This is a genomic window from Thermodesulfatator autotrophicus (assembly GCF_001642325.1).
GTDB lineage: Bacteria > Desulfobacterota > Thermodesulfobacteria > Thermodesulfobacteriales > Thermodesulfatatoraceae > Thermodesulfatator > Thermodesulfatator autotrophicus.
In genome coordinates this window covers 12,456-31,413 of the sequence record NZ_LSFI01000037.1, presented here as the reverse complement: position 1 = coordinate 31,413, position 18,958 = coordinate 12,456, and the positions used below count along the sequence as shown (strand labels likewise).

At 43.8% G+C, this 18,958-nt stretch carries 19 protein-coding genes; 9 read left to right on the top strand and 10 right to left on the bottom strand.

Annotated elements, in window-relative coordinates; genetic code table 11:
• Positions 1 to 81: 81 nt before the first annotated feature.
• Genes TH606_RS08290 through TH606_RS08280 form a run of 3 tightly spaced genes read right to left on the bottom strand, consistent with a single transcriptional unit; the run spans position 82 to position 1,545 of the window.
• Positions 82 to 561 carry a TIGR00725 family protein gene (locus tag TH606_RS08290; protein ID WP_068542826.1) on the bottom strand — a complete coding sequence of 160 codons (480 nt, stop codon included), beginning with the start codon at positions 559 to 561 and terminating at the stop codon, positions 82 to 84.
• Positions 545 to 1,204 (bottom strand): protein-L-isoaspartate(D-aspartate) O-methyltransferase, encoded by a 660-nt coding sequence (locus tag TH606_RS08285; protein ID WP_068542824.1) that lies wholly within the window; start codon positions 1,202 to 1,204, stop codon positions 545 to 547. Before TH606_RS08285 ends, TH606_RS08290 begins: the two co-directional genes overlap by 17 nt.
• Positions 1,205 to 1,206: 2 nt before the next feature.
• Positions 1,207 to 1,545 (bottom strand): outer membrane protein assembly factor BamE, encoded by a 339-nt coding sequence (locus tag TH606_RS08280; RefSeq protein ID WP_068542822.1) that lies wholly within the window; start codon positions 1,543 to 1,545, stop codon positions 1,207 to 1,209.
• Positions 1,546 to 1,595: 50 nt separating this feature from the next.
• Here TH606_RS08280 and TH606_RS08275 point away from each other — a divergent pair, with 50 nt between their 5' ends.
• A complete protein-coding gene (locus TH606_RS08275; protein WP_068542821.1) occupies positions 1,596 to 2,201 on the top strand; it encodes a hypothetical protein in 606 nt (201 codons plus the stop codon).
• On the opposite strand, the gene TH606_RS08270 is transcribed toward TH606_RS08275, so the two are convergent.
• The 4 genes from TH606_RS08270 to radA all read right to left on the bottom strand — a co-directional run bounded on the left by TH606_RS08270 (position 2,198) and on the right by radA (position 5,595).
• Entirely contained in the window at positions 2,198 to 2,935 is a 738-nt protein-coding gene (locus TH606_RS08270; RefSeq protein WP_068542819.1) for an outer membrane protein assembly factor BamD, read from the bottom strand. The genes TH606_RS08275 and TH606_RS08270 overlap by 4 nt on opposite strands.
• Complete coding sequence (gene trxB, locus TH606_RS08265; RefSeq protein ID WP_068542835.1) at positions 2,932 to 3,846, bottom strand: thioredoxin-disulfide reductase; 915 nt, start codon at positions 3,844 to 3,846, stop codon at positions 2,932 to 2,934. The genes TH606_RS08270 and trxB overlap by 4 nt, the downstream gene beginning before the upstream one ends.
• 13 nt (positions 3,847 to 3,859) lie before the next feature.
• The gene (gene trxA, locus TH606_RS08260) at positions 3,860 to 4,183 is read right to left on the bottom strand and encodes a thioredoxin (protein WP_068542817.1); all 324 of its coding nucleotides are present in this window, start codon (positions 4,181 to 4,183) and stop codon (positions 3,860 to 3,862) included.
• 74 nt (positions 4,184 to 4,257) lie between these two features.
• Positions 4,258 to 5,595 (bottom strand): DNA repair protein RadA, encoded by a 1,338-nt coding sequence (gene radA, locus TH606_RS08255; protein ID WP_068542833.1) that lies wholly within the window; start codon positions 5,593 to 5,595, stop codon positions 4,258 to 4,260.
• A 161-nt stretch (positions 5,596 to 5,756) separates the two neighbouring features.
• On the opposite strand from radA, the gene TH606_RS08250 reads away from it, so the two are divergent.
• The 3 genes from TH606_RS08250 to TH606_RS08240 all read left to right on the top strand — a co-directional run bounded on the left by TH606_RS08250 (position 5,757) and on the right by TH606_RS08240 (position 8,222).
• Positions 5,757 to 6,827 (top strand): SLC13 family permease, encoded by a 1,071-nt coding sequence (locus tag TH606_RS08250; RefSeq protein WP_068542816.1) that lies wholly within the window; start codon positions 5,757 to 5,759, stop codon positions 6,825 to 6,827.
• Between the two features lie 422 nt (positions 6,828 to 7,249).
• Positions 7,250 to 7,531, top strand: a complete 282-nt coding sequence (locus TH606_RS08245; protein ID WP_068542814.1) for a metal-sensitive transcriptional regulator — start codon at positions 7,250 to 7,252, stop codon at positions 7,529 to 7,531.
• Positions 7,509 to 8,222: a 4Fe-4S binding protein gene (locus tag TH606_RS08240; protein ID WP_068542812.1), complete on the top strand. Its 714-nt coding sequence runs from the start codon at positions 7,509 to 7,511 to the stop codon at positions 8,220 to 8,222. Before TH606_RS08245 ends, TH606_RS08240 begins: the two co-directional genes overlap by 23 nt.
• Here the strand turns inward: TH606_RS08240 and TH606_RS08235 are convergent.
• Positions 8,155 to 8,820: an anthranilate synthase component II gene (locus TH606_RS08235; RefSeq protein ID WP_068542810.1), complete on the bottom strand. Its 666-nt coding sequence runs from the start codon at positions 8,818 to 8,820 to the stop codon at positions 8,155 to 8,157. The two genes, TH606_RS08240 and TH606_RS08235, sit on opposite strands and share 68 nt — an antisense overlap.
• On the bottom strand, positions 8,820 to 10,304 hold the full coding sequence (trpE, locus tag TH606_RS08230; RefSeq protein ID WP_068542808.1) for an anthranilate synthase component I: 1,485 nt from the start codon (positions 10,302 to 10,304) through the stop codon (positions 8,820 to 8,822). The genes TH606_RS08235 and trpE overlap by 1 nt, the downstream gene beginning before the upstream one ends.
• Positions 10,305 to 10,383: 79 nt before the next feature.
• On the opposite strand from trpE, the gene TH606_RS08225 reads away from it, so the two are divergent.
• Entirely contained in the window at positions 10,384 to 10,899 is a 516-nt protein-coding gene (locus tag TH606_RS08225; RefSeq protein WP_068542806.1) for a CDP-alcohol phosphatidyltransferase family protein, read from the top strand.
• A gap of 30 nt (positions 10,900 to 10,929) precedes the next feature.
• Here TH606_RS08225 and ahbA read toward each other — a convergent pair whose 3' ends face one another.
• Positions 10,930 to 11,904 (bottom strand): siroheme decarboxylase subunit alpha, encoded by a 975-nt coding sequence (gene ahbA, locus TH606_RS08220; RefSeq protein WP_068542804.1) that lies wholly within the window; start codon positions 11,902 to 11,904, stop codon positions 10,930 to 10,932.
• A gap of 102 nt (positions 11,905 to 12,006) precedes the next feature.
• Between ahbA and TH606_RS08215 the strand changes: the two genes are divergently transcribed.
• The 4 genes from TH606_RS08215 to secA all read left to right on the top strand — a co-directional run bounded on the left by TH606_RS08215 (position 12,007) and on the right by secA (position 18,857).
• Positions 12,007 to 13,143 (top strand): HlyD family secretion protein, encoded by a 1,137-nt coding sequence (locus TH606_RS08215; RefSeq protein ID WP_068542802.1) that lies wholly within the window; start codon positions 12,007 to 12,009, stop codon positions 13,141 to 13,143.
• Positions 13,140 to 14,687: a DHA2 family efflux MFS transporter permease subunit gene (locus tag TH606_RS08210; RefSeq protein WP_068542800.1), complete on the top strand. Its 1,548-nt coding sequence runs from the start codon at positions 13,140 to 13,142 to the stop codon at positions 14,685 to 14,687. The genes TH606_RS08215 and TH606_RS08210 overlap by 4 nt, the downstream gene beginning before the upstream one ends.
• Entirely contained in the window at positions 14,684 to 15,991 is a 1,308-nt protein-coding gene (locus tag TH606_RS08205) for a TolC family protein (RefSeq protein WP_068542798.1), read from the top strand. The genes TH606_RS08210 and TH606_RS08205 overlap by 4 nt, the downstream gene beginning before the upstream one ends.
• A gap of 112 nt (positions 15,992 to 16,103) precedes the next feature.
• Entirely contained in the window at positions 16,104 to 18,857 is a 2,754-nt protein-coding gene (secA, locus tag TH606_RS08200) for a preprotein translocase subunit SecA (RefSeq protein ID WP_068542794.1), read from the top strand.
• The last annotated feature ends 101 nt before the right edge of the window (positions 18,858 to 18,958 follow it).

Sequence of the window (18,958 nt, the reverse complement as noted above, 5' to 3'; positions counted from 1 at the left end):
GTGACTGTCAGATAAAGTCTAAACTTTTACAATTAAGTCCATGATAGTAAATAACTTCAAAAACTTAGCCAATTGTAATTTCTAAATTTGTTCTTTCTTAACCTCAAGGGCCTCAAAGACTTTACTTACGGCTTCTTCTGGAGTTTCAACGTAAGTAACACCTTCTATGTTAGGCCAGGTTTTAAGGCCTATAACCGGTTTCCAGGCCTTAAGAGCCAGGGCGATTTCTGATAAAGTGCCGTAGCTCCCAGAGATTGCAATAGCCGCTTCAGCGGTCCTAACAAGTATCATATTTCTGGCTTCACCCATGGAAGTAATTATAGGAACGAGGACGTAAGGATTGGCATCTTCGGCTCTGTTTCCAGGCAAAATCCCCACCGTGAGGCCGCCAGCTTCAACGGCACCTTTGCTAGCTGCTTCCATTACTCCACCAAGCCCGCCAGTATAAACAATAGCTTTGGGAGCTAAAAGACGACCTACCTCGTAAGCCAGCTGGTAAATTTCTTCATCACAAATACCAGCACCAAAAATGGCAATACGTCTTTTATTCTTTAAATCCATATTCTCCCACCAGCTTTACAAACCTTACAGCGCCGAGGTTTTCTTTAATCAGCTGGTCTCCTTTTTTGGTAACTTTTATTAGATACTGAGACCATTCATCTCCCACAGGCATTACCAAACGCCCGCCGTCTTTGAGTTGTTCTATTAAAGGTTCAGGAATTTTGGGGCCTGCCGCTGTTACAATAATGGCGTCAAAGGGAGCCGCTTCAGGCCAGCCCTTGGTGCCATCTCCCACTTTAATAATGACGTTGTTATATCCCAGGCTTTCAAGTATCCTTTTGGCTCGCCTGGCAAGGCTTGAATAGCGCTCAATAGAATACACCCAGCGGGCAAGCTCTGCCAAAATAGCCGCTTGATACCCTGAGCCTGTGCCCACTTCAAGCACTTTTTCCGGGCCTTTGAGTTCTAGGGCCTCTGTCATTAAGGCTACAATGTAAGGCTGGGAGATGGTTTGCCCTTCACCAATAGGTAAGGGATAATCTCCGTAAGCCTGGTCTTTAAGGGCCTCTTCCACAAATAGATGGCGAGGCACTTTGAGCATAGCTGCCAGAACCCGCGGGTCTTTAATACCCCTGGCAGCTATCTGGGTTTGGACCATGCGTTCCCTGGCTTTTTGGTAAATGTCAGGTTCGGTAACACTCATATTCAAGGCCTCGTTACCACGTAATAAATACAATCAATAACGCGGTTTCCCTTAAAAATTATTTTTAATACTTCTACTTCTTCCTTACCTATACGTGAGCCTAAAAGGGGAATTTTTTTCCAAATATCTTCGTTTTTTTGATAAAAATACCATTCTTCAGTGTCTGGCCCGGTTTTTAATATTTGGTCTGGCTTTCCCAGAAGTTGATAAACTTCTTCTTTGGTGGAAAAGCCTTTTCTAACCAGAGAGGCATCAGAGGCCAGGTTACGCTGAGGGACTCCGGTACAATTTGTCAAGTTTAAGGTTAAAATGGCGATAAGAATATATAAGAGCTTCTTCATGGGGTTATTATAAAAGTTTGCGGACAATTTGCAAAGAAGAGGAGGCCTTGATGCGTTGTCCAAAATGTAAATATATTGTGGCAGAATATTTTAAATCCTGTCCAGAGTGTAGTCACGATTTAACAGAACTTGCCGAACTTTTCGGACCTTTCCCTGAAATTACCGAAGAATTCTGGGACTCTCTCTATAAAGTTCTTGAGGGAAAAGGCGAGGTTTTTGAACAAGAGCTTTCAGAGAACACTCTTTTTGAAGCAGAAGAAGCGGCCTCTGAAGACATAGAATTTAATGAACTACTTGAAGCAGATGACTCAGAAGAACTTGATTTTCAAGAAGAACCAGAAGATATCTCTCAGGTAGCAAATGAAGAAATTTTAGATATAGAACCTGTGCCAGAAGAAGCTGAAATGGAGCTTGGTGAAATTGAACTGGCAGAAGAAGATCTTGCAGGAGTGTTAGAAGAAGTCTCTGAAGAAATAGAAGTTTTTGAAGAGCCTAGAGCCAGCGAGATAATTGAAGAAGAAAACCTGGAAGTTTCACCAGAAGAAGACGAAGTACCTGAGTTAGAACTATTAACCGACTTAGAAGGCGTTGAAGAAATTCTTCCTGAAGAGCTAACACTGGAAGAGACTACCAAGGAAGAAAAAGAAAAATCTTAAGGATAGGGCCTTCCCCAGAAATCTTTAAGAGTGCCCTCTGCCAGAGCACGGGTTTCTTGCAGGGCCTTGGGATAATACTTGGCGGTTAAACGGCGTGCTTTAACGGCTGCTTTAGTGTCCGGATAGCTTTGTAATAAATAAAGAAGCCGGTAATAGGCAGCCCGGTAGCGCCTGGTCTTATAGTAAAATTTGGCTACGTATAACTCATGGGCTCCCAGAGATTCCCGGCATTCTTTGATACGTTTACGGGCTTCAAAGGTGTAAGGTGAATTAGGGAAACGGCTAATCAGGCGTTCGTAGTACTCAATAGCTTTTTTGGTGAAAGACTGGTCCCTATCAGGAGGAAGCTTGAGTTTATAGTAACAGGTAGCAATTTGAAAAATTACGTAAGGAATAGCTTCGTTAGTAGGGTGAAGCTTTTCAAATTCTTCGTAAAGAACAATGGCTTCTAAATAGTTGCCAGCAAAGAACTTACAATCAGCCAGCTTTAACTCTGCCCAGAGAGCATACGGAGAGTCAGGATAGCGGTCTTTTATATTGCGAAAACTCTCTTCAGCCTGTTCCCAGAATCCTTTACGGTAATACTCCAGGGCTTTTTGAATCAGCCTGTTAAGTTCTTCATCTTGAGATTCTACCGCGGGACTTTTCTTAAACCAAGAAAGAAGGCCGCCTTCAGGGCTTTTCCCACAAGAACATAAAACTAGAACTAGAAAGACAATAACAATAAATCTCATTTTTCTGCCAAAAAATGTTCTGCTATATAGGCAGCAGTAGCCCCGTCTCCACAAGCAGTTACAATCTGCCGACAGGCCTTGGCTCGCACATCTCCCGCTGCAAAAATCCCTGGTATATTAGTGCGCATCTCGTTATCGGTAATAATGAATCCCCATTCATCAAGGTTTAGCAAACCTTTCACAAAATCTGAATTAGGAGTTATCCCGATAAATATAAAGACTCCGTTAACCTCTAGGATTGATTCTTCACCTGTTTTGCGATTTTTTAACTTTATAGCTTTTACCTGGTCATCTCCAAGAATTTCTTCTACCACTGTGTTCCAGATAGGTTTTATTTTTTCATGACCCAGGGCCCTTTCTTGAAGGATTTTTTGGGCCCGAAGCTGGTCTCGGCGATGGATCAAAAAAACCTTTTGGACAAACTTGGTCAAAAATAAGGCTTCCTGAACAGCCGTATTGCCTCCGCCCACTACAGCGACTACCTGGTCTCTAAAAAATGGGCCATCGCAGGTAGCACAATAAGAAACGCCTCTACCGGTAAACTCCTTTTCACCAGGAATACCAAGGGTATTTGGTTTAGCTCCACTGGCGACAATTACCGTTTGAGCCAAAAGTTCTTTATCTGAAGCAAAGATAAGCTTTTTATTTAGCCCAAGGTCTTCAAGGCGGACCACTTCTTCACGCAAAGGTTCAAACCCTAGCTTTTTGACCTGGGCTATAAAGGTGTCAATTAGCTCAAACCCGGATATACCGTCAGGAAAACCAGGATAGTTTTCCACAAAATCAGTAATAAGGACCTGGCCACCAGGGGAAGTCTTTTCAATTAGCACAGTGTTTAGCCGGGCTCTAGCCGCGTAAAGATAGGCTGTAAGCCCGGCAGGTCCTCCCCCAATAATAGCCAGGTCAAAAATATCTGGCATGATATTAATCAACCAGCTTTTTTATAACACTTTCAATGGTGGTTTTGGCCACTGCTCCGGTAATCTGGTCAACTGCCTGGCCGCCTTTAAAGAAAATAAGGGTGGGGATAGCCCTTATGCCAAACTTTCCCGGAGTTACCGGGTTTTCATCAACATTCATTTTGCAAACTTTGAGTTTACCGGCGTATTCTTCGGCCAACTCTTCAATAACCGGAGCAATAGCCCGACAAGGCCCACACCAGGCCGCCCAAAAATCTACCAACACAGGTATTTCAGAGTTGAGTACTTCTTCCTCAAAATTCTGGTCTGTTACGTGGCATACACCCATTTTGGCCTCCTAATGATAATTACTTAATATGGCATAATAATGAGCTGACAAACAGCACGCAAGGACAATTTTGACTATAAAAGTAGCGTTTCTATGGCTTCTTGTAAATTAGAAACGGAGAGTTGTTCCAGTTTAACTTGAACAGAGGTATTTTTTAAATTTTCACGTGGAGCACAAACCTTACTAAAACCGAGTTTTTCACCTTCTTTTAAACGGGCCTCAGGGTAAGAAACCTGTCTTACTTCACCGGTAAGCCCTATTTCCCCGAAAAGAAAAAGCCCTTGAGGCAAAGGCCTATCCAGGCGGCTTGAAGCCAGCGCTATGGCCACAGCCAAATCCACTCCCGGCTCTGTAAGCTTAAGTCCACCCACCACGTTAAGGTAAATATCCTGGTCGTAAAAACTTAGCCCGGCTTTTTTTTCAAGGATGGCGGCTATCATGGCCAGGCGCTGAGGATCAAAACCAACACTGGTGCGCCTGGGAGTAGCTAGATAACTCCGGGAAACTAGAGCCTGAACTTCCACCAAAATGGGCCTGGTCCCTTCCAGCGTGGCACAAATCACACTTCCCGGTGCGTCTAAAGTTTCCCGGGTCAAAAACACGGCAGAAGGATTGCTAATGGGCTTTAAACCAGAACTGGTCATCTCAAAAACGCCGATTTCGTTAGTGGAGCCAAAACGGTTTTTTACCGCCCTTAAGATGCGAAAGTGAGCCGTGCGTTCACCTTCAAAATAAAGCACTGTATCCACCAGATGTTCAAGCACCCGCGGACCAGCAAGCATACCTTCTTTGGTTACGTGGCCTACCAGAATAACCGCTATATTTTTAGCTTTGGCAAACTCAAGCAATTTGTTGGTGCATTCTCGCACCTGGCTGACACTGCCCGGAGCAGATGAAACCTCAGGCCAGAAAACCGTTTGGATAGAATCCACCGCCAAAAGAATAGGAGACACCTCTTCTACAGAAGAAAGAGCTACCGCTAAATCGGTTTCTGGAAGGAGAAGAATATTTTCCTGCGAGATATTTAGCCTCTCCGCTCTAAGTTTTATTTGCTGAGGAGATTCTTCCCCTGAGAGATAGATTACTTTGTGACCATCTTCAGCAAGATTTTTTAAAACCTGTAGAAGCAACGTTGATTTACCTATCCCCGGGTCTCCACCGAGAAGAATCAATGAGCCTGGAACAATTCCTCCACCAAGCACCTGGTCAAGCTCAGAAAGCCCGGTAGGCAAACGTTTTTCTTTTAGGCCTTCAACTTCGCTTACCTTTAAAAGACGGGCCTGGCGAGAAACCTTTTTATGGCCTTTAGAAGGACTTTCTTCTATTAAAGTACCCCAGCTTCCACAACCCGGACAGCGCCCCAGCCATTTAAGACTCTTGTAGCCACATTCCTGACAGTAAAATCCGGCCATTGGCAAAATTGTATTCGAAAAAAAGGGACAGGCAAATGTTTTTCCTTGTTCCTCCGATATTAAGGCAAAATTAAGCGTTGCCAAATGTTTTTTTATCTCCCAGAATAGAGAAGAAGAGAAGAGATGTATTATTAAATCCAAAAAGAAATTGAGGAGACTTTTTGAAAAGCCCAATAGGCTGGAAAAACTTATTAACTAGAGAATGGCTTCTTTTGGGATCTTTTGCTGGACTCTTTATTAGCTCTATTTATTTAAAAAGGCTTCCCGAATTCAGCCTCCTTGAATTTAAAGTTTTGTTTATCCTTTTTATTTTTTTGGTAATTATTAAAGGTCTTGATAGGACCTCTGTCTTTAAAAAAATTGCTTACCAAGTTGAAAGTAGTTCGCTGGTACCTTTTAAACTTGTACTAGCAAGTTTTTTTCTTTCTATGTTTATCACTAATGATGTAGCCTTGCTGATTTTAGTCCCCTTAACCATTTACTTAGAAATAGAAAGAAAGGATTTATTAGTCATTTTTGAAGCTCTGGCTGCTAATGCTGGCTCAGCTCTTACTCCCTTTGGGAATCCTCAAAATATCTTTATTTTTTGGTATTATGACTTAAACTTAATAGACTTTTTAAAAACTATTGCTCCTTTTAGTCTTGCTTTTGCTTTTTTGTTGGGTATAGCGGCTTTATTTCTTCCCTCAACACAATCATCTAGAAAGGAAAAAGAAGTAAAATTAAGCCCTTCAGCCAAACTTTATCTCGCCTTTTTGGGAATTTTCATTTTAGCAGCTATTAAAATTATTCCTTTGGTAGTAGGGGTAGTTGTTATTTTTTATGCTGTAATTAAAGACCGGCAAAACCTTAAAATTGACTACGCTCTACTTGGTACTTTTTTGGCTTTATTCGGGTTTACTGAAAACTTAAAAATTATTTTTTCTTCATATATCAAACATCCCGAACATGTATTTTTTCTTTCAGCCATACTCAGCCAAATAATAGGAAATGTTCCCACAACTATTTTACTGGCCCACTTTACTATAAGCTGGAAGTCCCTGCTTTGGGGGGTAAGTGTCGGTGGCTTTGGAAACCTTATCGGCTCTTTAGCAAACCTCATCACTTATCGCCTTTTTACAAGTAACCCTTTACTTCATAAAACCTATCCTAAGTTTTTACTAAAATTTACCCTCCTAAGTTATTTGGCATTTAGTATAGGGATAGTCTTGTTTTATACTATAGCCCACTAAAACTGGCCCTATTTATATCTCACAGATCAAGCTATTAACCCCCATGCCCCTGTGGGGCACAACGAAGGCATGAGAAGTGTGGCGGGGTGAGGCTCCCTGGCCTGTCCCCTTAAGATCATTTTCACAGGAATGGGAACACAAAATATATAACAATTTTTTTGAACAGCCATGGCGAACCCTTCTTTGTCATTGAGAGCAAAGCGAAGCAATTTTTATCTCAAGCAGTAGCGAAGGGATCAGAAATCACCACGGCGATTACATCGCCTCGCGATGACGCGATTTAAAGTAAAAAGTGCTCCATTAGTAATAGCCAAAGTGTTCTCCAAGAATAACTTCCCATGTTCATAATATAAAGGAGCTACCCAAAATATTTTTATTTCAAACTATTGACCAAATACCCATGGGGGTATATTTTATAGGTCATGCAAAACAGAGAAAAAAAGCTATTGTTAAACCGGCTAAAGCGAGCTCAGGGGCAACTTAAAGCCCTTATGGAGATGATAGAAACTGAGGCCCCCTGTGAAAAAACCGTAGTGCAGTTTAAGGCGGCCAAAGCGGCTTTTGATGGCGCTTATGCCCTTTTTTTAGAGTTAGCCCTGGAAAAGTGCCTGGCTCAAAAAGACAAAGACACCCTTAAGTCTATATTGAAACATCTGTGTCAAATAAAAGTGGAGAAAAAAGATGAGGAGAAACATTTCTCTTAGGCGTGCCAGAATTCAATGGGCCTTACTTCCCATATTTTTGATAGCAGCAGGCCTTGGCTGGAAGTATCACTGGTTAGGCTTTGTGGTGCCGATAGCCATGATTATGGGTATGGTTGGCGGAGTCATGAGGGGGCGCTATGTATGTGGCAACCTCTGCCCTCGTGGAGCTTTTCTTGACCGCTTACTCGCCAGAATTAGCCCTAAAAAAGAAATCCCTGCCTTTTTCCGTAATCCTTATTTAAGGGCCTTTATGTTTGTCTTCTTGATTGGCATGCTTGCTTTTCAAATCTCGCGAGACCCCGGAAACATTATGCACTGGGGTTTCAGTTTCTGGCTTATCTGCTTTGTAACGAGTGTGCTGGCTATAATGCTGGGAATTCTTTTTCACTATCGCACTTGGTGTTCTTTTTGTCCCATAGGTTCTTTTGGAGCCCTTTTAGGAGGGCATAAACGGGCCCTTTCTATTGAAAGGGAAAAATGTACTGGTTGTCTTCTATGTGAAAAAGTCTGCCCCATGACGTTAAAAGTAGCCAGCCAAAATTCAGGAAACCTTATTTGTAATCGGGACTGTATCCAGTGTCTTGAGTGTGCAAGCCATTGTCCTAAAAATATACTTAGCCTGATTAAAACTTCTCAGGAAAAAGAAAGTTGCGCAGAAGAATCACCCCTTCAGGAAGCTCTTCAGAGGTAAAGTCCCAGTCTTTGGGAGGACGTCTCAGGCGTTTCCATGCGTAAAGGGATGTCCCTATAGACTCTGGATGGAACTGAACGCCCTCTACTGGAAGTTCACGGTGGCGCACACCCATAATTTCACCTTCTTCATCGCGAGCCGTAACGACCAGCTCTCCCGGAAGACTTTCTTGTTCTATTACTAAAGAATGGTAGCGCATAGCCTCAAAGGGCTGCGGAAGTCTGGCAAAAACACCTTTCCCGTCATGTTCAATTTGTGAGGTTTTGCCATGCATAAGGCGTTTAGCCCGAACTATACGTCCGCCAAAAGCCGCACCAATACATTGGTGCCCCAGACAAACTCCAAGAATAGGCACCTCACCGGCCAGGTTTTTAATTAATTCTACTGAGATACCGGCCTGTTTAGGGGTGCAGGGGCCTGGTGAAATTACCACGTGGCTTGGAGAAAGCTTTGCAATAGCTTCTACCGTAGTTTCATCGTTACGAAAGACTTTTATCTCGCTTCCTGGAGCCAGTTTTTCACACATGATTCCCAGAAGCTGGACCAGGTTATAAGTAAAGGAATCGTAATTGTCTATAACTACCAGGCGAATGGCCATTAGAGTCCCTCCTGGGCTAATTCAATAGCCTTCATCATGCCACGGGCTTTGTTGAGGGTTTCCTGATATTCGCGTTCTGGGTCAGAATCCGCTACGATACCAGCTCCAGCCTGAAGATACAATTTAGTGCCCTTCTGAAAGAGGGTTCTTATGGTGATACAAAAATCCATGTTTCCAGAGAAACCAAAATAGCCAACAGCACCGGCGTAAGGGCCGCGCTTGGCATGTTCAAGTTCTTCTATTATTTCCATGGCCCTAATTTTAGGTGCCCCTGACACTGTGCCTGCGGGAAAAGCAGCCCGTAAAACGTCAAACATGTCTTTCTCTGGTAGGAGCTCACCGCGTACCCCTGAAACTAAATGCATCACGTGGGAGTAGCGTTCAATCACCATCAGCTCGTAAACATCAACACTTCCGTAAGTGGCTACTCGCCCAACGTCATTTCGGCCAAGATCTACCAGCATAAGGTGTTCGGCCCGTTCTTTCTGGTCGTGAAGAAGGTCCTCCGCCAGGGCCTGGTCTTCTGTTTCTGTACGCCCGCGCGGCCTGGTGCCAGCAATGGGGCGAACTTCTACCTGCCCTTCCTCCAGGCGCACTAAAATTTCAGGAGATGAACCGATAAGGGTTTCGTCTCCCAGGCGCAAGAAAAAGAGATAAGGAGAAGGATTTATCTTTCGTAAGGCCCGGTAAAGGTCAAAAGGACGGATATGGTTGGTGCCTGAAAAACGCTGGGAAAGTACTACCTGAATAACATCGCCAGCCTGAATATATTCTTTGGCCCTTTTTACCATTTCGTGGAAACGCTCACGGGTTATTTCTGGCTTAAGAATAGTTTGCTGACCAGAAGTGGCCTGTGGCGGATAAACCAGTGGGCCCCTGATACGACGCACCATGGCTTCAATTTCAGCCAGGGCCCGTTCGTAAGAAGCTTCTGGAGGAATTCCTTCAGTAATCCTGGCGTTATATACCACGAAAAGAGAATGTTTCAGGCGGTCATAGACCAGCAAAATTTCAGGAAACATTAGGTGAATATCAGAAAAGCCCGTAGTTTCCGGCAGGGTATCGGGAAGTTTTTCTATAAAACGAACGATGTCATAAGAAAGGAAACCCACGGCCCCACCGAAGAACCTGGGAAGTTCAGGCAGGGTGGCGGCTTTAAACTTGGACATGATTTTTCTAATTTCCTCAAGAGGGTCGGGGACTTGAAAGCGCCTTTCCCCATGGCGGTCAAAAAGAGAAACAGTGTTTCCGCGTGACCGAAAAACAAGAAAAGGATTTATGCCAATAAAACTAAAACGGGCCCACTTTTCTCCCCCTTCTATACTCTCCAGGAGAAAACCATAATGGCCTACCAGCACTTTATAGAAAAGGGAAATAGGGGTCTCCATATCCACCAGGACTTCCTGATAGACCGGAATAAGGTTATGGGCCTCAGCCAGCTTCAAAAACGTAGCTTTGTCTGGTGCAGGTTTTCCTAAAATCATGCTTCGCTTTTAGCCTTAGCTAAGAATAATGTCAAGTTTAGCATGGACAGCAATAAAGGGAAGCATTATAAAAGCTTGCATGATAAACATTCCAAATCTGGTAACTATTTTACGGCTGTGTTTGGTGCCTGTAATAATAAAATATCTCCTGGCTGGAGACCAACAAAAGGCCCTTTTATTTTTTATTATAGCAGGTTTAAGCGATGCCCTTGATGGCTTTTTGGCTCGCAGGCTTAACCAGAAAACCCTTTTAGGAGCTATCCTTGACCCCATTGCTGATAAAACCCTGGTTGATTCTATTTACCTGTTGGGAGCCTATCTTGGCCTTTTGCCTATCTGGCTGGCCTTTGTGGTAGTAGGGCGAGATATTTTAATCCTTCTGGGCTTTTTAGTTCTGGTGGCCATAACTAAAAAAATAGAAGTCCGTCCAACATACTTAAGTAAGGCCACTACAGCTATTCAAGTAACTACTATTGTGGGCACTCTAGCCCAAATTCCCAAAATAAAAATTCTGTTTTATTTAACCGGAGGGATTACCGTTTTATCAGGTCTCCACTATTTATGGCTTGGATTAAAACTTCGGAAGAAGAACTAGAAAGCCATTCTTATCGGGATTATAAGAAACTTACCAGAAAAGTTTAAGACGAATTTTTTTGAGTTCTTTAATTGTCTCCAGGGGAAGATAAGAGGAAATTTTCAGCTCTTTAGCCTTATTTTCAATAAAATTAAAGGCCTCTTCAGGGTTTGGGGCATGTATCATGGTGTAAAGATTATAAGGCCAGTCAGGATAGCGTTTTCTCTCGTAACAGTGGGTAATTTTTTTCTCTTTAGCAAGTTTTTTTCCCACTTCGTCAAGGCTCTTTTCTGGCACTTCCCAGGCCACCATTATGTTTCCTTTAAGACCGGCTCTAGTGTGGCGTACTAACCCGGCAAAACGCCTTATAATACCTTCATCTAGACCTCTTTTTATCCAATTAAGCACTTCTTCTTCGCTAAGGCCCACTTTATTAGCAATTTCCTTGAATGGTCTAGATACTCGCGGAAGGTCTTCCTGAGTTAACTTAACCAAAGAAATAGTCTGATGGTCAGCCAGAGAAAGCTTTTCTTTGTTTGGCAAAGAAAACTCTAGATTATTATCTTCGGTATTGTTTTCGTTGAAATCATAGACCACTGCAATATGAAAAACGCGTTTAATGGGCAAAATAAGGTAGCGAGAAACACCTGCCTTTTTCATTAGTGCAGCCAGGGTTTCTTCAAAGTTCTCTTCTGGGGGAACTGCTAGGGTGAACCACATATTAAAAGAATAATTGCGCAAATAATTATGACTTACTCCAGGATAAGCATTTATTACCTGAGCGGCATGCTCAAGTTTTTCTTGAGGGACAGCGGCCGCTACCAGACTTGTCTGATATCCCAGGGCCTGGGGATTGAAAATGGCGCTTATCTGACGCAAAATACCAGTTTCTTTTAAGCGGTTTAAGCGTTCTATGACTTCTTTTTCCGAAAGAGAGAGTCTTTCTGCCAGCACCTGGTAAGGTTCTTTTTCCAGGGGAAAACGCCTCTGAACTTCGGTAAGTAATAGCTTGTCTTTTTCCTCCATGAGGATATAGTGCCTAAAACTTTAACAAAAGTAAAGATTATGTTTAGTTTTTCACAATATTTAAGACTTCCGTTTACGCTTTATTAAGCTATAGTAACAATTATGAATCTCTCCACCAGAAAAAATCTTAGCTATGTAGTCCTTATTGTCCTGCTAATCGGCTTGCTTATATGGCTGGCCCTGTTTCTTCATCATCGTATGCGTTATGCCGTTACCAACGCCGTTTTTGTAGAGACGGAAAAACTCGTTTACGCTAGCTTTTCCCAGGTAGCGGGGAAAATTGTTAAAGTTACCAAAAAAGAAGGAGAGCCTGTCAAAAAAGGCGAAGTTTTGGCTTTACTTGATCCCTCTCCTTACGAAAAGGTTTTTCAGCGCCTGGTAGCAGAAAAAAGAGCCGCCTTAAAAGAAAAAGACGCCTTAGAAATAGCTATAACCCGCTTAAAGCGGGAACTTAAAATCAAAGAAACCCAGGTCAAACAAAAGCTTTATCAACTAAAAGAAGAAAGAAAAGCTGTTCTTGCACAAGCGGAAGCCCTTAATTCTCAGATTGCTCAGCTTAGAAGGGACCAGAAGAGATTCTCCACACTGGTAGCAAAGAATCTCGCCCCCAAACGCAAGCTAGAAGAAATAGAAACCAGCCTTAAACAGCTTGAACACCAACAAAAGGCCCTTACTTTCAAAGCAGAAGCCTTAAAGTATGGTTTAGTGGCCGCGGAAAAAGAGTTGGCCCTGCTCCAAAACCAAAAAAGACTTATCAAAGAACAAAAAGAACGTCTGATAGCCCTGTCAAACAAAATTAAAGGCCTTTCCGCTTCAGTAGCGGCTGCCCAGCTCAACCTGGAATACACCAAACTTGTTTCTCCCATAGATGGTTTAGTTGCCAAACGCTTCCACGTGGCTGGCGATGTAGTAGGCCCAGGCCAACCTGTTTATGCCCTTGTGGACCCTAAAGACCTTTACATACTGGTGCTTCTTGAAGAAACAAAACTCAAAGGAGTAGAAGTGGGATCCCCGGCCAAAATAAAGATAGACGCTTTTCCTGATGAAGAATTTGAAGGTGAAGTAGCTGAAATCCTTCCCGCTACGGCAGCCAAATTTGCTCTGGTGCCAAGAGACGTATCTGCCGGCGAATTTACCAAAGTGGCCCAAAGAGTACCGATAAAAATTCGCATAACGAAAGGTCCTGTAGAAATTTTGCGCGTAGGGCTTGGCGGCGAAGTAGAAATCAAGAGAAAATGACGCCTTCATACGAAAAAGTCACCCCAGCAGAACGAATAGTTATTACCATCATCGTTATGGTAGGGGCCTTTATCGCTATCCTTGATACTACTATTGTAGATGTGGTGGTCCCCAAAATGATGGCCCCCTTATCCACTGACCTTTATGGTGTTCAGTGGGTCATTACCTCTTATATGACAGCTGCGGCTGTTGGCCTTTTGTTAGTGGCTTCCCTGGGAACATCTTATGGTTTTTCAAAGATTTTTATCCTTGGAATAGCTATTTTTACCATTTCAAGTGCCGCTTGTGCCAGTGCCAGTTCGCTAGCTGAAATGATAGTTTTCCGTTCCCTTCAGGGGATAGGCGAAGCTTTTATTATGGGCTCAGCCCAGACTATACTTTTTGCCGCCTATCCTCCTGAACGTCACGGACTGGCCATGGGTATTTTTGCTTTAGGCGTAAGTTTTGCCCCGGCCCTTGGCCCTACCGCTGGCGGTTTCCTTACAGAACATTTTTCCTGGCGGTACGTCTTCTGGATAAACGTCCCCATAGGAACCCTGAATTTCATAGCTGCTCTTTTCTTTTTGCGTGAACTTATGCCTTACACCAAAAAGCTGGTATTCAATTTTATAAGCTATTTCTGGTTAGCCACGGCTTCTATTTCACTTTTGATTATGCTTTCTAAAGGTCAGCAACATGGCTGGTTTCAGTCTACCTTTATCGGAGTCCTTGCCTTTTTATCAGCTATATCGTTGTGTCTTTATTTTATTTCTGAGATTAAAAGCAAGACACCCCTTATAGACTTTTCCATCTACAAAATACCGGAATTTAGCTTAACCATGGGTTTCCATTTCTTTGTTCTTGGCTTTGCCATGTATCAAATCTTTTATCTTTTGCCCCTTTATTATGAAAGGCTAAAAGGTCTTCCCACTTTTGATACAGGCCTTCATATGTTGGCTTTTGCCGGTTTTATAGGCGTTTTTTCTATTATTTCAGGAATTTTGAGTGACAAGATCTCCCCGGTAAAAATTCTCTTTTTTAGCTTTATTTTATTATGCATTTGTAGTTTATTTCTTTTGCCCAAACTTAATTACTGGTTACCAGCCAAAAAAGCGGCCATTCTTACTATTCCTTTTGGCATAGCTCTGGGAACTTTTTTTGCGCCTATGGCCGCTTTAGCCCTCAGGCCTTTGGGAGATAAAGCTGGTCTTGGAGTAGCCCAGATGAATTACCAGCGTTTTATTGGTGGCTCCTTTGGCACAGCTTTAGCCACTAATACCCTTGAAAAACGGGCTTCCTTTCATTTTCAAGAAGCCGATAGCTTACAGAGTGTCAACTACGCAAATATGTTTATAGAAAAAACAGCTCATAAGCTAGAAGCCTTTTTTTCTGAACCTCTGGCCACATTAAAAGCCAAGGCCATGTTATATAAGTGGCAGGAGCTTATGGCCTACTCCCTAGCCTTTCAGGACACTTTTAGATACACGTTCTATTACGCCGCTATCGGTGGTCTTTTTCTTCTGGCTCTTGCTTATCATCAAAGGTTTAACAGGAGGCCCAAGTGAGAAAGATCTTTCTGGTTTTAGTGGGTCTTTTTTGTCTGATTAATTCGGTTAAGGCCTCTGAAAGGCTTTCTCTAGACGATTGTTTAAAGATGGCCCTGTCTAATAATCCCGGGCTTTCATCTATCAAAGCCCGCCTTTTAGCCGCAGAGGACCTGGCTAGAGCAGCCCAAAGAGAAAAATGGCCCACCCTCTCAGCTCGCTATAACTTCCTGCACCTGCGAGACCAGCAAAAGGTAGTTATCCTGGGAAGGGATATACCTCTTTCGGCCCATGAGAAGATAGAATTTGACCTTTTGTGGAACTTTCCAGTATTTCACGGCTTTTCTATCAGAGTCAAAGAACGCTTAAAAGAACTTGAGGCCAACCTGGCCAGTGTAGCTTATCAGCGAGCCCTTTTAACCCTAAGTTTCCAGGTAAAAGAGGCTTACTATGACCTCTTAAAGGCCGAACGCGGTTTAAGGGAGGCTCAGAAGTCGCTGGAAAGGCTTAAGGCCCACTTAAAGAAGGCCGAGTCCTTTTACCAAGAGGGCCTTATTGCCAAACACCAGGTCTTAGAAGCAGAAGTGGCCGTGGCGCAGGCTGAGCACGCCCAAATCGTGGCGCAGAATCTAGTAGAAATAGCCAGGGGTAGATTAAATATATTGCTCAACCGTAATGTTGCTACCCCAATAGAAATCCAGGACGACCTGGAAAATCAGCCATATCTCAAGGATTATGAGTTTTACCTTAAAGAGGCCCTTAAAAGGCGTCCAGAAATTAGAGCGGCTGAAATTGCTATTGAAAAGGCCAAAGAAAACGTAAGGCTGGCCAAGTCTTCTTATTATCCCTGGATAGACATACAGGGAATTTATCAAAAACAGGGGCCAGACCTTCTAGCCACCAGAAACCCTTATGGAGACCGTGAAAACATTTATTTTGGAGTGGAAATCAAGTGGCTCTTATGGGACTGGGGAAAAAGAAAAAGGGAAGTTTCAGCCGCACGCGCTCAGGTCTTTTCAGAGGAAGCCGCCCTTAAAGACATAAAAAATCAGGTTTCCCTTGAAGTTCGCTCTGCTTATCTTGAGTTTAGAGCTGCTGAAAAAAGGCTCAAGGTAGCCAACGAGGCCTTAAATAGTGCTCAGGAAAATTACCGCCTTCATGTAGCTCGTTTTAAAGAAGGCCTTAGTACCACCACCGATGTACTTGACGCTGAGTCTTTTTTAACTAGCGCCCAGGTGCGGCGTATTCAAGCCCTGGCTGACTTGAAAATAACTTATGCTAAACTTCTCTACGCTACAGGCCACGCAGAACCTAAGCCCTTTTGATTTTTCGTATATCATCCATGACCCAAAACGCCTTCCTTGCCATAATCGCAATAAAGCTGTTTAATGTAAAACAAAAACTTAACTTATTGAGAAAAACAGATAGAGGATAGATATGTTTACTAAAATTTTAGCCAAAATCGTGGGAACCAAGAACGAAAGAGAGATTAGGCGGCTAAAACCAATTGTAGCCAAAATAAACGCCTTAGAACCTGAAATCCAAAGCCTCTCTGACGCTGAGCTCAAAGCCAAAACGCAAGAATTTAAAGAGCGCCTTGACCGTGGCGAAACACTAGATAGCCTGCTACCAGAGGCCTTTGCCGTGGTGCGCGAAGCCAGCCGTCGCGTACTCGGAATGCGCCATTACGATGTTCAGCTCATGGGGGGTATCGTTCTTCACGAAGGGAAAATAGCTGAAATGAAAACCGGTGAAGGTAAAACTTTAGTGGCTACCCTCCCAGCTTATCTTAACGCCCTGACGGGTAAAGGCGTTCATATCGTCACAGTAAACGATTATCTTGCCAGAAGAGACGCCAAGTGGATGGGCACTTTATACAACTTTCTCGGTCTTTCGGTAGGGGTAATCGTCTCTGGCATGAACGAGGAAGAACGCAAGCGTGCCTATGCCTGTGACATAACCTATGGAACTAACAACGAATTTGGTTTTGACTATCTGCGCGACAACATGAAGTTTTCTCTGGAAGACATGGTCCAGCGCGAACATCACTACGCCATCGTGGACGAAGTGGACTCTATCCTTATAGACGAAGCCCGAACACCGCTGATTATTTCCGGCCCTTCAGAAGAATCCACCGAAATTTACTATCACATAGACAAACTAATTCGCCATTTGAAAAAAGACGTTCACTTCACCCTTGATGAAAAGACCAAGACCGCCATGCTCACCGAAGAAGGTGTGGCTGAGATGGAACGTCTCCTCGGCGTAGAAAATCTATACGACCCGCGCCACATAAGCCTGGTGCATCACATAAATCAAGCCCTGCGGGCCCATCATCTCTTTCACCGTGATGTTGACTACATTGTAAAAGACGGAAAGGTCATCATTGTTGATGAGTTTACCGGCCGTTTGATGCCTGGCCGCCGCTGGAGTGATGGTCTTCACCAGGCTATTGAGGCCAAAGAAGGGGTTAAAATTGAAAAAGAAAACCAGACGCTAGCCACCATTACTTTTCAGAATTACTTCCGCATGTATGAAAAGCTGGCCGGTATGACTGGTACGGCTGAAACTGAAGCTGCCGAGTTTAAAGAAATTTACAATCTAGATGTAGTGGTTATTCCTACCCACAAACCCATGATTCGCGTAGACCATCCAGACGTGGTTTATCGCACCAAGCGTGAAAAGTTTAACGCCGTGGTAGCAGAGATAGAAGAACTACACCGTGAAGGGCGGCCGGTATTGGTGGGTACCACGAGCATTGAAAACAGTGAAATCCTTTCAAATCTTCTCAAGAAAAAGAAAATCCCCCATCAGGTTTTAAATGCCAAATACCACGAGAAGGAAGCAGCCATTATTGCTCAGGCTGGCCGCTCAGGGGCGGTAACCATTGCCACCAACATGGCCGGTCGCGGAGTTGACATTCTTCTTGGTGGAAATCCTGAAGGCCTGGCCAAAGAGGCCCTGGCTGAAGAAGGCTACGACCTTGATAGCATAGATCCTTCGGCCTGGAACGAAGCGCTCCAAATGGCCAAGCAAGGGGAAGATCCTACCACTAAGTATCCTGAGCGCTGGGCGGAGGTGCTTTACCAGAAGGTAAAAGAATGCCAGGAAGACTACGAGCAAGTTAAGGCCCTGGGAGGCCTTCATATCATCGGTACAGAAAGGCACGAATCCCGCCGTATTGATAATCAGCTTCGTGGTCGTGCGGGAAGGCAGGGAGACCCTGGTTCTTCAAGGTTTTATCTTTCCCTTGAAGACGATCTTCTAAGGCTTTTTGGTTCGGACAAGTTAAGGGGGATCATGGACCGCCTGGGTATAGAAGAAGGAGAACCCATTGAGCATCCTTTTGTGTCCAAGGCCATTGAGCAGGCTCAGAAAAAAGTAGAGGCTCATCACTTTGAAATCCGTAAACACTTGCTTGAATACGACGACGTGATGAATAAACAGCGCGAAGTAATCTATTCTCAGCGCAAAGAAATTCTAGCCAGCGAAAACATTAGAGACTGGATTACAGACATGATTCGCGATCTGTGCGAAGGCATAGTTGAAGAGTTTAGGGGGGAAAAGGGCACCCCTGTTGACTGGGATTTAGAAGCCCTGAAAGACCGCTTTATGAGCATTTTTGGTTTCCGCCCTGAAATAAAAGAAGACCTGCTTGATGCCAAAGAACTTATTGAAAACCTTACAGAGCAAGCCCTCCGAGCTTATGAAGAAAAAGAACAAGAAATTGGCCATGATACCATGCGGCAGCTTGAGCGTATGTTCTTGCTGCACACTATTGACTCTTTATGGAAAGAACACCTCCTGGCCATGGATCATCTGCGAGAGGGTATCGGGCTAAGGGGTTATGCCCAGCAAAATCCTTTGCAGGAGTATAAACGCGAAGCCTTTGCCATGTTTTCTGACCTGATTGAACGCATAAAAGAACAGACCATCTCTTTTCTCTATAGGGTGCAGGTTGAACGCGAAGAAGAAGTAGAAAAGTTAGAAGAAGAACAGAAGAAAAAGCCTTTGCGTCTGGTTTATAGCCGCGGAGAGGAAGTCCAGGAGGAAAAGCCCAAAAAACAGCCCATAAGGCGTGGTCGAAAAATCGGCCGCAATGACCCTTGCCCTTGCGGAAGTGGCAAAAAATATAAAAAGTGCTGCGGCCGTCCAGGAGCTAAACCTAAAGAAAAAGCCGTTTTACATTAAAAGACTTTGGCCAAATATCTTCCGAGACTGCTTTGCCTGTCCCGAGCGAGAGCGAGGGATCTCCTCGCAGTGACAGGGAGAGGAGTCATTGCGAGCCACAA